The sequence below is a fragment of the Jutongia huaianensis genome (genome assembly GCF_014384985.1).
GTDB lineage: Bacteria > Bacillota > Clostridia > Lachnospirales > Lachnospiraceae > Jutongia > Jutongia huaianensis.
Genome location: NZ_JACRSX010000005.1, coordinates 150,756 through 165,016 on the forward strand (window position 1 = coordinate 150,756; position 14,261 = coordinate 165,016).

The 14,261-nt window shown below is 44.8% G+C and carries 11 protein-coding genes and 2 pseudogenes; all 13 read left to right on the forward strand.

Annotated elements, in window-relative coordinates; translation table 11 throughout:
• Positions 1-16: 16 nt before the first annotated feature.
• A complete protein-coding gene (gene tet(O) / locus H8704_RS06190) occupies positions 17-1,936 on the forward strand; it encodes a tetracycline resistance ribosomal protection protein Tet(O) (protein WP_000691758.1) in 1,920 nt (639 codons plus the stop codon).
• Positions 1,937-1,987: 51 nt separating this feature from the next.
• Entirely contained in the window at positions 1,988-2,482 is a 495-nt protein-coding gene (locus tag H8704_RS06195) for a cysteine-rich KTR domain-containing protein (protein WP_249297708.1), read from the forward strand.
• 94 nt (positions 2,483-2,576) lie between these two features.
• Positions 2,577-3,002 (forward strand): RNA polymerase sigma factor, encoded by a 426-nt coding sequence (locus tag H8704_RS06200; protein WP_000323895.1) that lies wholly within the window; start codon positions 2,577-2,579, stop codon positions 3,000-3,002.
• A gap of 83 nt (positions 3,003-3,085) precedes the next feature.
• Positions 3,086-3,560, forward strand: a pseudogene (locus tag H8704_RS06205) (RNA polymerase sigma factor).
• A gap of 154 nt (positions 3,561-3,714) precedes the next feature.
• Positions 3,715-4,747: pseudogene (locus H8704_RS06210) on the forward strand (AAA family ATPase).
• 517 nt (positions 4,748-5,264) lie between these two features.
• The gene (mobV, locus tag H8704_RS06215; RefSeq protein WP_001820668.1) at positions 5,265-6,230 is read left to right on the forward strand and encodes a MobV family relaxase; all 966 of its coding nucleotides are present in this window, start codon (positions 5,265-5,267) and stop codon (positions 6,228-6,230) included.
• 8 nt (positions 6,231-6,238) lie between these two features.
• Entirely contained in the window at positions 6,239-6,514 is a 276-nt protein-coding gene (locus H8704_RS06220; protein WP_249297718.1) for a hypothetical protein, read from the forward strand.
• Between the two features lie 155 nt (positions 6,515-6,669).
• Positions 6,670-6,786 (forward strand): putative holin-like toxin, encoded by a 117-nt coding sequence (locus H8704_RS14520; protein ID WP_270393713.1) that lies wholly within the window; start codon positions 6,670-6,672, stop codon positions 6,784-6,786.
• A gap of 187 nt (positions 6,787-6,973) precedes the next feature.
• Positions 6,974-8,644 carry a lysozyme family protein gene (locus tag H8704_RS06225; protein WP_249297709.1) on the forward strand — a complete coding sequence of 557 codons (1,671 nt, stop codon included), beginning with the start codon at positions 6,974-6,976 and terminating at the stop codon, positions 8,642-8,644.
• A gap of 87 nt (positions 8,645-8,731) precedes the next feature.
• Positions 8,732-9,352: a hypothetical protein gene (locus H8704_RS06230; RefSeq protein ID WP_249297711.1), complete on the forward strand. Its 621-nt coding sequence runs from the start codon at positions 8,732-8,734 to the stop codon at positions 9,350-9,352.
• Entirely contained in the window at positions 9,336-9,923 is a 588-nt protein-coding gene (locus tag H8704_RS06235) for a hypothetical protein (protein WP_249297712.1), read from the forward strand. The genes H8704_RS06230 and H8704_RS06235 overlap by 17 nt, the downstream gene beginning before the upstream one ends.
• Before the next feature lie 95 nt (positions 9,924-10,018).
• Positions 10,019-10,510 carry a hypothetical protein gene (locus tag H8704_RS06240; RefSeq protein WP_249297714.1) on the forward strand — a complete coding sequence of 164 codons (492 nt, stop codon included), beginning with the start codon at positions 10,019-10,021 and terminating at the stop codon, positions 10,508-10,510.
• Between the two features lie 5 nt (positions 10,511-10,515).
• Positions 10,516-14,261 (forward strand): RHS repeat-associated core domain-containing protein (locus H8704_RS06245; RefSeq protein ID WP_249297715.1); only part of this gene is annotated, 3,746 nt, incomplete at its 3' end.

A 14,261-nucleotide genomic window follows, 5' to 3' on the forward strand; every position in this document is an offset into this window, starting at 1 on the left:
ATAGGAGGAAAATCACATGAAAATAATTAACTTAGGCATTCTGGCTCACGTTGACGCAGGAAAGACAACATTAACGGAAAGTTTATTGTATACCAGTGGTGCAATTGCAGAACTAGGGAGCGTAGATGAAGGCACAACAAGGACAGATACAATGAATTTGGAGCGTCAAAGGGGAATCACTATCCAGACAGCAGTGACATCTTTTCAGTGGGAGGATGTAAAAGTCAACATTATAGATACGCCAGGCCATATGGATTTTTTGGCGGAAGTATACCGTTCTTTATCCGTATTAGACGGAGCAGTATTATTAGTTTCTGCAAAGGATGGCATACAGGCACAGACCCGTATACTGTTTCATGCACTACAGATAATGAAGATTCCGACAATTTTTTTCATCAATAAAATTGACCAAGAGGGGATTGATTTGCCAATGGTATATCGGGAAATGAAAGCAAAGCTTTCTTCGGAAATTATAGTGAAGCAAAAGGTTGGGCAGCATCCCCATATAAATGTAACGGACAATGACGATATGGAACAGTGGGATGCGGTAATTATGGGAAACGATGAACTATTAGAGAAATATATGTCAGGGAAACCGTTTAAAATGTCAGAACTGGAACAGGAAGAAAACAGGAGATTCCAAAACGGAACGTTATTTCCCGTTTATCACGGAAGCGCTAAAAACAATCTGGGGATTCGGCAGCTTATAGAAGTAATTGCCAGTAAATTTTATTCATCAACGCCTGAAGGTCAATCTGAACTATGCGGGCAGGTTTTTAAGATTGAATATTCAGAGAAAAGGCGGCGTTTTGTTTATGTGCGTATATATAGCGGAACATTGCATTTGAGGGATGTTATTAGAATATCTGAAAAAGAGAAAATAAAAATCACAGAGATGTGTGTTCCGACAAACGGTGAATTATATTCATCCGATACAGCCTGCTCTGGTGATATTGTAATTTTACCAAATGATGTTTTGCAGCTAAACAGTATTTTGGGGAACGAAATACTGTTGCCGCAGAGAAAATTTATTGAAAATCCTCTCCCTATGCTCCAAACAACGATTGCAGTAAAGAAATCTGAACAGCGGGAAATATTGCTTGGGGCACTTACAGAAATTTCAGATGGCGACCCTCTTTTAAAATATTATGTGGATACTACAACGCATGAGATTATACTTTCTTTTTTGGGGAATGTGCAGATGGAAGTCATTTGTGCCATCCTTGAGGAAAAATATCATGTGGAGGCAGAAATAAAAGAGCCTACTGTTATATATATGGAAAGACCGCTTAGAAAAGCAGAATATACCATCCACATAGAAGTCCCGCCAAATCCTTTCTGGGCTTCTGTCGGGTTGTCCATAGAGCCGCTCCCTATTGGAAGCGGAGTGCAGTATGAAAGCAGAGTTTCACTTGGATATTTAAATCAATCGTTCCAAAATGCGGTTATGGAGGGGGTTCTTTATGGCTGCGAGCAGGGGCTGTATGGATGGAAAGTGACAGACTGTAAAATCTGTTTTGAATATGGATTGTATTATAGTCCTGTAAGTACCCCCGCAGACTTTCGGCTGCTTTCCCCTATCGTATTGGAGCAGGCTTTAAAAAAAGCAGGGACAGAACTATTAGAGCCATATCTCCACTTTGAAATTTATGCACCGCAGGAATATCTCTCACGGGCGTATCATGATGCTCCAAGGTATTGTGCAGATATTGTAAGTACTCAGATAAAGAATGACGAGGTCATTCTGAAAGGAGAAATCCCTGCTAGATGTATTCAAGAATACAGGAACGATTTAACTTATTTCACAAATGGGCAGGGAGTCTGCTTGACAGAGTTAAAAGGATACCAGCCAGCTATTGGTAAATTTATTTGCCAACCCCGCCGCCCGAATAGCCGTATAGATAAGGTTCGGCATATGTTCCACAAGTTAGCTTAACAGCTTGCAAAAGTCATATAAAATGAGATTTGAAAGGATTAGAGACTAATTATGATGAAATGCGAATGGATATTGTGTCCTGTTTGTGGGAGCAAAACCCGTAATAAAATTAGGAAGGACACTGTTTTGGAGAATTATCCCCTTTATTGTCCAAAATGCAGACAAGGCTGTCTGCTTGAAGTCGTGAGGGAGCAATACACAGACTTCTACCGTGACAAGGAACGGTGGCGTTATCTGCAAAAATTAGATACAAAGAATAGACTGCTATCTCTCGACGGATTTACGGACAGCGAGGGGAATCCTCTGGACTTTATCACTGATGAAGCGGTGGACATTGCAGAAACCGTTGTCAATGCGGTCATGGTGGACAGGCTGAAAGCCGCCCTGCCTTTGCTGTCGGATAGTGAACAGGAGCTGATACAGGCAATCTTTTTTGACGGACTTTCCGAGCGTGAAGTCGGGGCGAGGTTGGGCATAACCCAGAGCGTTGTAAACAAACGCAAAGCCAGAATCCTAATAAAACTAAGAAAGATAATAGAAAATTAAAATTTAAGGCGTTCAGCCCCCTTGTTTTTTCCTTTGGGAAGATGAGGGGGCTTTTCTCTGCCCTCTCAATCAATTCTGATTGGAGGAAGTAAGAATGGCATACAACCACGGACGGGAGGACAGGAAATGGCGTATCTGGAAAGAAGCGGAGGAAAAGCTGCTGCGTGAGTGCGGCGTTGATGAAGCGACCATTGAGCAGATACGCATGGCGGACAGGGCAGACTTCAATTCCAACAGGCGGTTTTACCGATGGACGAATGACGTTGCGGAATATCTTGAGGACATGGCAGGCAGGGAGCGGCAGGCGGAAGTGGGTACGGTTGCGGAGTTACTGGAAGAGATTGAGAGCGAAAATCTCTATCAAGTATTAGTCACGGTGGACGGGCGTACCTTGAAAATCGTCCTGCTGAAAATGCAGGGGTATTCCACAAAGGAGATTGCCCCGCTTGTGCATTTGACGACTGGTGCCATCTATGCGAGGTTAGACCATCTGCGGAAGAAGCTGCGGAAAATTTTATAGCTTCTAAAACAGCCTGCCATCCTGCGGGCTACTGGGTGAGGGATGGAAATCCCCTCACTCATTTTTTGCAGGAGGACAACAGGATGGCATACAGGGTTAAGGCATACACGCTTCGGGAGGAATCCACGGAAAGCGGCACAAGGTATTTTATCAGCTTTAAGGACGGGCAGGGCAAATCCCACGAGTTGGAAGTGTCGGAACAGTTCTTTATGGAGTTTCGGCAGATGGAGCGCAGGAACAGGAATCTTTTCTAATGGGACGAGCGGCACAGGGAGTTTAACGAGGTATGGGACGAAACCCTTTACAGACGGGCGTTGCGTGTGCCTAAGAGCCTTGATGAACGCATGGTTGAGGAAGAACGGAATGAAACGCTCTATAAGGCGGTTGGGAGCCTTCCAGAGATACAAAGGCGGCGTTTCCTGCTCTACTACGAGTATGAGTTCAATTTTTACCAAATCGCCGCTATGGAGCATTGCACCGCTTCGGCAATACAGAAATCTGTTGCGATTGCAAAGGAGAAAGTAAAGGCGGAAATTGAAGAAATATCTCCAACCGTGACCGACACCGCCCGAAAAAGAAATCTGTTTTTTATTTGTGTGGGATTGGCGGCATTACATACTCTCACTTTTTTCCGTGGGAGTAAATCTATTTTTAAGGAGGTCAACGCCTATGTGCAACGAAAACAAAGACACCGCCCGAAAGGAGGAAAGCCATGCAGAAGTTACAGACAGTCAACGCCGAAACGCTCCTTTATGAACCGCTTGAGAAACCATCCTTTGTGGTGGACAGCCTTATCCCGACAGGCTTATCGCTGTTCTGCGGCTCACAGAAGATAGGCAAAAGCTGGCTCATGCTGAAGCTATGCTTATGCGTGTCGCAGGGAATCCCTTTATGGGATATGCCGACAATGGAGGGCGATGTGCTTTACCTCTGCCTTGAGGACACGTTCTGCCGCATACAGGACAGGTTATTTCGTTTGACGGACGAAGCAAGCGGGCGGCTCCACTTTGCCGTGGCAAGCTGCAAGCTGTCAGACGGTCTTATCGTGCAGCTTGAAGATTATCTGAAAGATTACCCAGACAGCAGGCTCATTGTCATTGATACCTTGCAGAAAGTCCGTACAGCTTCAAAAGACAATGCCTATGCAAGCGACTATGGGGACATCTCCCTCATCAAAGACTTTGCCGACAGGCACTCTCTGGCGGTCATTGTCGTACACCACATCCGAAAGCAGAATGACAGCGACGTGTTCAACAAGGTGTCTGGGACGACAGGATTAACGGGGAGTGCGGACGCTACCTTTGTTCTGGAAAAGGAGAAACGTGCGTCTGACACCGCCAAGCTGTATGTGACGGGCAGGGACACGCCTTATCAGGAATACACGCTGCGTTTCCGTGATTGCCGTTGGGAGCTTGTGGAGCGGAAAACGCAGGAGCAGCTTGCGAAAGAAACGATACCAGATGTCCTTTTTCGGTTGGTGGATTTTATGAGGGATAAGGAAGAATGGATAGGCACGGCAACGGAACTGTTAGCCGCTATGGGGGAAACGGAAACCATACCCACGGTGATTACGAAATGGCTGAATGAATACCGCACCACATTTTTAAGCGAGAACCGTATCTGCTACCAGTACAGCCGCAGGAAAGACGGCAGGCGGATTGCCCTTGCAAGGAGGGCGGGTGACAGCGGTGATGGTGGTGACAGCGATATTAGGATACCCCCCTGTTACTGTCATTGACGCTTAAAGCCATGTAAAGCTGGCGGCTCTGCCCTGCGGGTGACAGCAGTGACGGTGGTGACAGTGATTTTAGGATACCCTGCCGCTGTCATCCCTACGGGAGAACACCCCGTAAACGCAAAATGCAGGCGTGAGATTTACTCGCCCTTTTCGGTCGTGTAAAACCACCCCTGCGGTCAGAAAAATCATTCCGATTTTTCCGACTGCGTTTACAGGGTGTAACACACTACACTTTGCCCTGCAAAGTCGTGTGCCAGACGTTCCCTCTGGACTCCCTTAAGGCAGGGCTGTGCCCTGCTATCCTACGCCTTACGGCTTCGGATAAAAGAATGGCGGCATGACGGTGACGGCTCTTGCGAGGGGGGTATCCCAAAAACACCGTCATCATCGACATGACCGTCATGCAGGGGGTGAGGGTGACAGTTGCGGCAGTCGGCAGGGGGTATCCCAAAACTGCTGTCACCACCGTCACCGCTGTCACCCCAAAGGACGGTCACCCGCCGAAAGAAAGGAGGAATCCGCCTATGCCTTATGCAATCCTGCGTTTCCAGAAACGAAAAGCGGGCGGCGTTGCGGCTTGTGAACGCCACAACGAGCGGAAGAAAGAAGCCTACAAAAGCAACCCAGATATAGATATGGAACGCTCTAAAAACAATTACCATCTCATAGCACCACCAAAGTACACCTACAAGAAAGAGATTAACCGCATGGTAGCCGAAGCGGGGTGCAGGACAAGGAAAGACAGCGTGATGATGGTGGAAACGCTCATCACAGCTTCACCAGAATTTATGAACCAGTTACCGCCCGAAGAACAAAAAGCGTATTTCCAGACGGCTCTTGACTTCATTTCGGAGCGTGTTGGAAAGCAGAATATCCTCTCCGCTGTCGTCCATATGGACGAGAGAACGCCCCATATGCACCTCTGCTTTGTGCCGATTACGCCAGACAATAAGCTGTCAGCGAAAGCTATCTTAGGCAACCAGAAATCATTATCCGAGTGGCAGACCGCCTACCATGAGCGGATGTCCTCACGGTGGAATCAGCTTGAACGGGGGCAGTCCTCAATGGAAACCAAGCGGAAACACGTCCCCACATGGCTCTATAAATTAGGCGGCAGGCTTGATAAACAGTATGAAGAAATCGTGTCTGCCCTATCCGACATCAACGCCTTTAACGCAGGGAAGAAAAGGGATAAAGCGTTAGATTTACTCTCTGCATGGCTGCCAGACGTGGAGAAATTCTCTAAGGAAATCGGGAAACAGCAGGCGTATATCGACAGTTTGAAAGAGAGAATTGGGCAGGAATCAGACTATGCGGGGCGTATGCGTGATGAAAAGTACGAGCAGGAACTAAAGGTGCAGAAAGCGAATCAGAAGATATTTGAATTGCAGAGAACCAACGAGCAGATGGGGCGGCTGCTGTCAAAAATACCGCCCGAAGTGTTGGAAGAATTGCAGAAAAATCATAGAAGCAGAGCGAAAGAAAGGTAGATATGTGAATGAAGAAACAGGATTTTAAGGTGTTAAAGACCAAAGACTTGTACCCGTTCCCCGACAATCCGTTTCATGTGGCAGAAGATCTGTTTGATATTTCATCGGAGCAGCTTGCCTGTGTCAATGGAGCAGAGCCGGGAACAGGGCTTATCCGGTTTGGAGATAAGACCGTGCCTTTTGACAATACAATGGAAAAGGACAGCAGTCTGTACCAGTTATTTAATACGAATTTTCATGAGATGGTGAAAGATAAAAATGTAAAGCAGACAGTGGAAAAATAGGGACAAGTGAATTGACGAAAATCGTTGAATTGTGACAGGAAAAATGATATATTAGTAGCATGGCGAAAGCCATAGGAAAGTACCCATGACAGGGTGGTAGCCTCCCAACACCAATGACCGGCTTGCCGGAATACATAGGAAGGGAGGTGGCGCCAATGACAGCTTTTGAAATCCTTTCGATTTTCCTGGGCATATTGACATTGTTATGTGCCTTCGGTAGTCTTGTTATAGCGTTGCTTGCCTTTCTCGACAAGAGAAACAAGCGAAAATAAAAATGCCTATCCTGTCTGCAAACAGGATAGGCGGTGTCCGTAAGGACATTTAACCTTGATGGGAGCATCCACTTTGGAGTGGGTGCTTTCCTTTTCTAATATCAATATATCACATTTCTCCAGATGATTCAACAGAAAATTGAAAATCTCACGAAGTCCTATGATGAGAAATCGGAGGTGGTGATCAATGGATCAGCTTGACAGAGAGGTCATTGAATCCTTGAGTGAGCCGGCAAAGAGAGTATTTGGGAGTCTGGATTACCGTTCCAGACAGCGAATGTTAAAGAAAGCCAGAGCAATGGCGAAGGAAGAAAAAACAAGAAACCAAAAGAAAAGCCGGGTAAAGAAAAAGGGGATTGAAAAACAGAATAAAGCCAAAAGAAAGAAAAAGGGCAGTTCATTCAAAAATGAGCGTGTCCTTTTTTCTATTTATGAAACAAAGGAACTTATGGTGCAGTCCATGCAGTTGCTACTGCTTGGAAGCAGCGTGGGAGACAATGCTTATGAAGAAAAAGAATCCGCTCATACGGATGATACACAAGTTGCTTTATCCAGAGAGATCGTTCAAAAGAGCAGTCGGGTGGCAATGGGAGGTATGCGGACTTTAGTACAACGAAACCGACACAAAAAAGCACAGAGAAGGGCTGCAGGAAAATCTACACAGAAATCTGCACAGGCGGTTCAGACAGGTGCAAAAGCGGGAACGCAGGCTGCAAAAACACTTGTTAAGACAATGCAGAGCATCGTGAGATCAGTGGCAGCAAATCCGGTTGTGTGGATCGTGCTGCTTGTCATTATCTTGCTTGCTGTGATTGTCGGGGCAATCGGTACTATTGTTGGTTCCGGTGGAGCTGCTAATGAATCACAGGATGGAACCTATCAGGCACAGGTATCGGAAAAGACAGAAAGTTACCGGGAGATGGTTTCAGAGTATTGTGAAAAATATGGTATTGATGATTATGTGGATCTGTGTCTTGCCATGATCGAGCAGGAGAGTGGAGGAAATCCGCCGGATGTGATGCAGACAGCGCAGTCTTATTATAATGTGAATCCGCCTATCGACAGTGCAGAGGAAAGCATAGACTGTGGGACACATGAACTGTCAGACTGCCTGACAAAAGCAAAGTGCAAAGATCCCAATGACATCAACGGAATTTCCCTTGCCCTGCAGGGATATAACTTTGGCAATGGCTATATTGACTGGGCACTCAAAAACTATGGCTGTTATACCAAAGAAAATGCACAGATATTTTCAGCAAAGATGTGTGCCGAGCTTGGTTATGCTTCTTACGGGGATATGGAGTATGTGCCTCATGTCCTGCGGTACTATGTGATGAATGAAGAAACGAGCGTATCCAATGAATCTGCCAAAACAATCTTAGAAGAGTTAAAGAAAAACAATACGGCACCGGCGGAGGCATGGGATGTGATCGAGAAAGGTGCCTCCCTGATTGGAAGTGTGCAATACAGCATGGAGAAGCGGCAGGCAGACGGAAGAGACAAGCCTGAGTTTTTGGACTGCTCTTCTTTTTCGGCATGGGCATTTCATAAGGCAGGAGTGACCAGTGTGCCATATGGCTCAACGACGGCAACCTTTATCGGCTCCAAAAAGTTTCACGATATTTCTGCTGATCAGTTGCAGCCGGGCGATATCGGACTAAAAAGCAGGACCGGTGAAACCGGCGGAGCAAACCATGTAGGGATTTACTGTGGAAAACTGAAAGATGGCAGAGTAGTATGGCTTCACTGTACCAGTTCCAGTGGATCCTCTTTGACAGGGAATACCGAAGGTGCGATGTTTGGGGGATATACGAATTTTACATATTTCAGGAGACTAAAGAAGTGGGACAAGAAGTAGCGTTTGGACAAATTGTCCAGACACAGAGGCAGAGGACAGAAAGCAAGCGTTTAGACAAAATGTCCAGACGCAGAAAGAGAGGAGACTATGCTTAGAAAAATACGGCGATTTTACTGGAAACAACGAGACAGAGGACTTGGCAGGCAGACTGTTATGGCGGCGGTGGGCGCAGCTTTATTTTTGATGATCATTTTGGGAGCAGTGACAAAAAATGTGATTATGCCAAAAAATGAGAGTCAGAAAAATGTTGCGAGAACCGAGACTGCCAGTGGAACTGCTATCGGAGCCGAGCCAGCATCCGGAGGAGGTGTTGCGATAGAGAATATAGAAACAGGCGTTGAGTCGGAGGGTGAAAAAACGGATTCCACGGCAGATGATTCAAATAATGATGTGTCTGTAGACATGACGGATCTGGAACCCTTTTTGGGGTTTATGTCGGAGACAGCCTATGAAGAGTTAAAAACGCAGTTGGTTCAGAGATGTCAGGAAAGAAATTGCAGCTCAGTCAGAAAGCTGACTTATCAACAGACACAAGCCTTTGATGTGACAAGTTTTATCCTGTTGACCGATGGCAGTGTTTATCAGTGCAATTACAATCTGAAAAGTTGTCAGGTGTCTATTTCTAAAACGGATTATACGGAAGTCCAAATCAATCAGATGAAAGAAAAGCAGTTGCAGGAGGAAAGAAAAAGTGAAACTGGATATTGAAAAATTGGAAAAAGCATTTGCCCCGGTGGGCGATGACCGTGTGAAAATGATCGAAAAACTGAAACCGGAGTATGCAGCGATCTTTCCCTCTTTTAATCAGGGACAGGAGATGAAAGAAAAATCTTCTGTCCCTGAACCGGTTTCAGAGCAAACAGTGGGAAAAGTATTGGCTCTGGAAAAAATGAAAGAGCGTTATCAAAGTCCGGAATACATCCCGGTAACCTTTGACATGGAAACACAGATGGTGGCAGAATCGTCGAATCTCTATATTGCCAATCTTCCAAAGGAGCCGCAGGAATCCAAAGACTTTATCCGGTGTATTTCTTTGGATAAGACAAAGGTAAGTATTTCGGAGGATGGAAAACGGCTGCAGGCATACCTAAAGCGGAGCGAAACTTCTGAGGTTCGGGAAATTGATCTGGAGGGAAAAGAACTGCGAAAATACAGCAAAAAGAATGAAGACATTGCAGCGGAGTGTCTGAAGTATCAGAGAAGCAGAGGGAAAGAGAGGCGGCCGGTGCCGGAAGAGATATTGCGGCACAAACCGGATGTAAACCTTAAGAAACGATAGGAAAGCAGTGTGAAATAAATGATCAGATTTTTCACACTGCGAATTTATAGTTTTGGCTCAAACTTTGTGGGCTGAGAAAGGAATATAGAATCCATATGAAACGAAAGAAAGAACACTCCCGTGCAACGCATGTTGCCGGTGACAGCAGAAAAAGAAGATTACACCAATTATTCAAAGTGTGTGCGGTTTTGTTACTGCCCACGCTTTATTTATTTTACAGTCTGAGCGGCTTGTATCTTATGGATGTGGAAATATCAAAATTGAAAGAACAGATCGTCTGGTGTCTGCTGCATCCGCTGAAAGTTTATAATGACAAAAGCCTCAGTATGGTTCTAGTGGGAGGTTTGCTGTGGATGATCTGCAGTTTTCAGGCGTACAGTAAAAGTGACCATAACCGGATGCCCGGCAATGAGTTTGGTTCTGCCAAATGGGGCGAAGTGCGGGCATTCAATGAAAAGTATGCCGCAAGGACAGAAGAAACAAAGTCCGGTCTGTCTCCGGAAAACAAAGTGTTACCACAGACGAGGATGGTCTTGTCACAAAAACCTCCTACGACCCAGAAACTGGAGACGAAAAAGAAACTATAGAGGCAGTGGGGACGGAGTATGAATCCAAAGACAAGGGATATGTATCCACGGATGCCTTGAAAACCATGATGCTGGATGAGTATGGTCGCACCGCTATTGACATACAGGATGCTTTTGGCAATACAATCATCAGCAAGGATGAAGCATCCGGTACATGGACAGAAAGTGTTTATGAATATGGAACGGAAACTGGGGGACAGGAAGACGACCCGGACTTAGAGCAGGAAGAAAATGATCGTTTGCTGGAGGAACGGACGTATACATTCCAGCCCGATGAAAAGAAATTTATTGTTAATGAAGACGGCAAAACGATTCCTAATTTTTATATTACGGGCAGAGGAAACAAAGTCCTAAGTGGCAGTAAATATTTTTATGATGACCTAGGTGAACAGATAGGCAGTGCCAGTTTCAGCAATGGGGAACTTGATGCAAAACACTGTACTTCATGGAACTTTACTAAAGAGGACACAGAAGTCATTGGTGAGGAGGATGTCGCCCAGACGATTACTACCAGTTACAGCAAGGAACTAAATCCATCAGCATATCAGTCGGAGGTGGATACGGACAATTATTATGACCAGTTTAATGATGACGTGCTGAGCGAGAGTATTACAAAAACTGTGGCAGACGCAGAAGGAAACATCCTGTCCGAGACAAGAACAACCATCCGGGGAAAAAACCGTTCCGAGGTTGTTTCAACATATGAGACAGACAATTTTGGAAGAAATGTCAAGGAAAACATAGTTACGAAAAAACAGCAGGATGGTAAATGGCTTCCAATCTACGAGACACAGACTCTGTTTACTTATGATGATAACGGAAATATCAGCCGGACAGAGACAAAGAGCCGGAAAGAGGGTGAGGCAGATTGGCAGACACAGATTGTAAAAACAGACTATGACGACCAGGGAAATGTCACAAGGGAATATACTCCAAGGGGTGCGAAAGAAGGAGTTTCCTCAAACTACACTTATGATATTCTTGGCCAGATGATAAAGGCAGAATATCCATTGGAAAAGGAAGATGGAAACATCCATTACCAGACCACCATTACAGAGTATGATACCGCAGGAAATGTTATAGCACAGAATAACAAAATAGACGCTGACAGGACAGCAAGAACCGAGTATAGTTATGACAAACGGGGCAGTCTTGTTATGGTAAAAAACTGTATGGAAGATGGAAAAGCACAATATGTCCAGTATGTTTATGATATCATGGGAAACAAAGTGCGCCAGTTTGCCGGCATGACCAGCCCTTTAACCATATCCGTCTCCGAAATATCCGATAAAAACGGAGAAGCTTCTGGTAGCGGGACAGAAGCAGGAAATGCAGCGAAAGGAAGTGAATCCGGAGAAACGAGAGAGGAAGCAGATACCTTTTCCTATGCAGGAAAAATTTACCGCCTTACTGTCAATGGAAAGAAAAAGACGGACACTATTGCCGAGACAAAGTATGAGTATAATGAGAAAAATGAACTGGTGGCACTTATTGACCCGGAGGGGAGAAAAGAGAGTTATTCTTATGATGAAAACAGCAATCTCACAAAAACCGTAGATAAAAATGGCAATACCCTGAAAAACACCTACGACTATCAAAACCGCCTGACGGAGATGGTGGCAAAAGAGAAGAAGACAGGGAAAGAAACCGCTCACACTTATACTTACAATGCCTATGGGGATGTGGAAACCCGGGATGATACCAGATTTAGCTATGGTGATGTGTCTGGGCAGGTTACTAGAGAGACAACAAAACTTACCAAGAATAAGGACATTGTCAAAAGTTATGCCTACGACAGTGCCGACAATAAGTCTGCCTTTGACGTGACTATAGGCGGGGAAAATAAACTTTCTCTCCGCTATGCTTATGATGGGGAATCCAAACTGGCTTCCGTTACCGATGATAAAGGTAATCAGATAGTGGGATATGCCTATGACGACAATGGTAACCTGTCAGAGAGGAAAGTGTCGGGAAATAACCTGACCACCACTTACACCTGCGATTACCAGAACCGCCTGACAGGAATGAAGAACCAGACGGGCAGTGCCGGGGTGGTATCTGAGTACAGCTTGGAATACTTAGAAAACGGGCAGAAGTCCAAGGAAGTTTTTTCGGTTCTTGACAAAGATGGAAAGAAGCGAAGCAGCACAGCCGCCTATACCTATGATTTGCTGGGGCGTATCAGGAAAGAGACCAGAACCGAAAGCGAAGACATCACCTATTCTTACGACAGTAATAACAACCGTAAGGAAATGAAGGTGGGAAATAAGATCACTGCTTACCGTTATAATAAAAATGACGAACTGCTCCGCACAGACACCTTAAATACGAATACGGAGGAGGATTCCGTTGTTATCTATAAAAATGATAAGAACGGAAACCAGCTTGCCACGGTCAACCGTTATGAAATCCCAAGCGACAAGAAAGACAGCACGTATATTGATATCGACGTAACGTTGGGAGATAATCGTCTTAATGAAAATGTAGTCAATCATTACAATGCGCTAAATCAGTTGACACAGACGCTTACGAAAAATTATAAGGTAAACTATACTTACGATGCCGAGGGACTGCGTACTAGCAAGACTGTGAATGGAGAAAAAACAGTTTTTGTCTGGGACGGGGATCAACTGGTAATGGAACTCTCTGACAGCGGCAAGGTGCAGAAGCGGTATATCTGTGGAAATGACCTTGTATATGCGGATCAGGGAGAAGGAACAGAGAAGCAGTATTATGTCAAAAATCCTCATGGCGATGTGGTACAGTTGACGGATGAAAGTGGCAAAGTCATCAAGACCTATGAGTATGATTCCTTCGGGAATGAAGTGAACCCGGATAGAAAGGATGAGAATCCTTTCCGCTATTGTGGTGAATACTACGATAAGGAGACGGATGCCATTTATCTCCGAGCCAGGTATTACCAGCCATACTTGGGAAGATTTCTAACAAGGGATACCTATACAGGTGATGAGGAAGATTCTCTGAGTTTACACTTGTATACTTACTGCGGAAATGATGGGGTAAATAGGGTAGATCCGAGTGGGAATATTTGGGAGACTATATTTGATATAGTGAGTCTGGGAGATAGTATTTACTCAATGTGTACAAATCCGTCATGGGAAAATGCGGGATATTTACTATGGGATGCAGCCTCTCTTATTCCGGGAGTACCGGGTTCTTATGTAGCGAAAGTACCTGCGAAAACAGCTAAAGTTGCGAAGACTGCAGCGAAAGTAAGCAAAGTGGGAAAAGGTACAAGGGCAGCTTCAAAGTCATTAAGAACAGCAAGCAAGGCGAAACGAGCAAAAGTTCTTTATAAGAATAAAAAATATATCAACAAGGCAAAAAAACTAAAAGTAAAGAAGACAAAGATTAAAAAAGTTTCTATAAAAATAAATAAAAAAGTCGCAAGGAAAACAAACAAGCGTTCAATGTATATGGGAAGGACACCGGGAAAATCATCTCGAACAGGGAGACTGGTTATTGATCGGATGAAAAAAGAAGGAAAAATAACAACAACAAAGGGAAAAACTTGTTTTAAGGCAAGTGACGGTAAATGGTATGATTTATCAAAGGCAGATATGGCCCATAAAGTAGATGCAGTATCATGGTGGAATTCAGTAGGAAGAAAGTATGGTGCTAAGTCGAAGGAAGTGCGAAAATTTATGTTAAATCCAGATAATTACTATTTAGAGCATTATAGTATTAATCGTTCGCAAGGACCTAAATTAAAGCAAACCTATTTACCGCC

Coding starts and splice junctions, on each gene's coding strand:
- H8704_RS06195 (WP_249297708.1), top strand. CDS start 1,988: ATGATGAAATGCGAATGGATATTGTGTCCTGTTTGTGGGAGCAAAACC.
- H8704_RS06200 (WP_000323895.1), top strand. CDS start 2,577: ATGGCATACAACCACGGACGGGAGGACAGGAAATGGCGTATCTGGAAA.
- mobV (WP_001820668.1), top strand. CDS start 5,265: ATGCCTTATGCAATCCTGCGTTTCCAGAAACGAAAAGCGGGCGGCGTT.
- H8704_RS06220 (WP_249297718.1), top strand. CDS start 6,239: ATGAAGAAACAGGATTTTAAGGTGTTAAAGACCAAAGACTTGTACCCG.
- H8704_RS14520 (WP_270393713.1), top strand. CDS start 6,670: ATGACAGCTTTTGAAATCCTTTCGATTTTCCTGGGCATATTGACATTG.
- H8704_RS06225 (WP_249297709.1), top strand. CDS start 6,974: ATGGATCAGCTTGACAGAGAGGTCATTGAATCCTTGAGTGAGCCGGCA.
- H8704_RS06230 (WP_249297711.1), top strand. CDS start 8,732: ATGCTTAGAAAAATACGGCGATTTTACTGGAAACAACGAGACAGAGGA.
- H8704_RS06240 (WP_249297714.1), top strand. CDS start 10,019: ATGAAACGAAAGAAAGAACACTCCCGTGCAACGCATGTTGCCGGTGAC.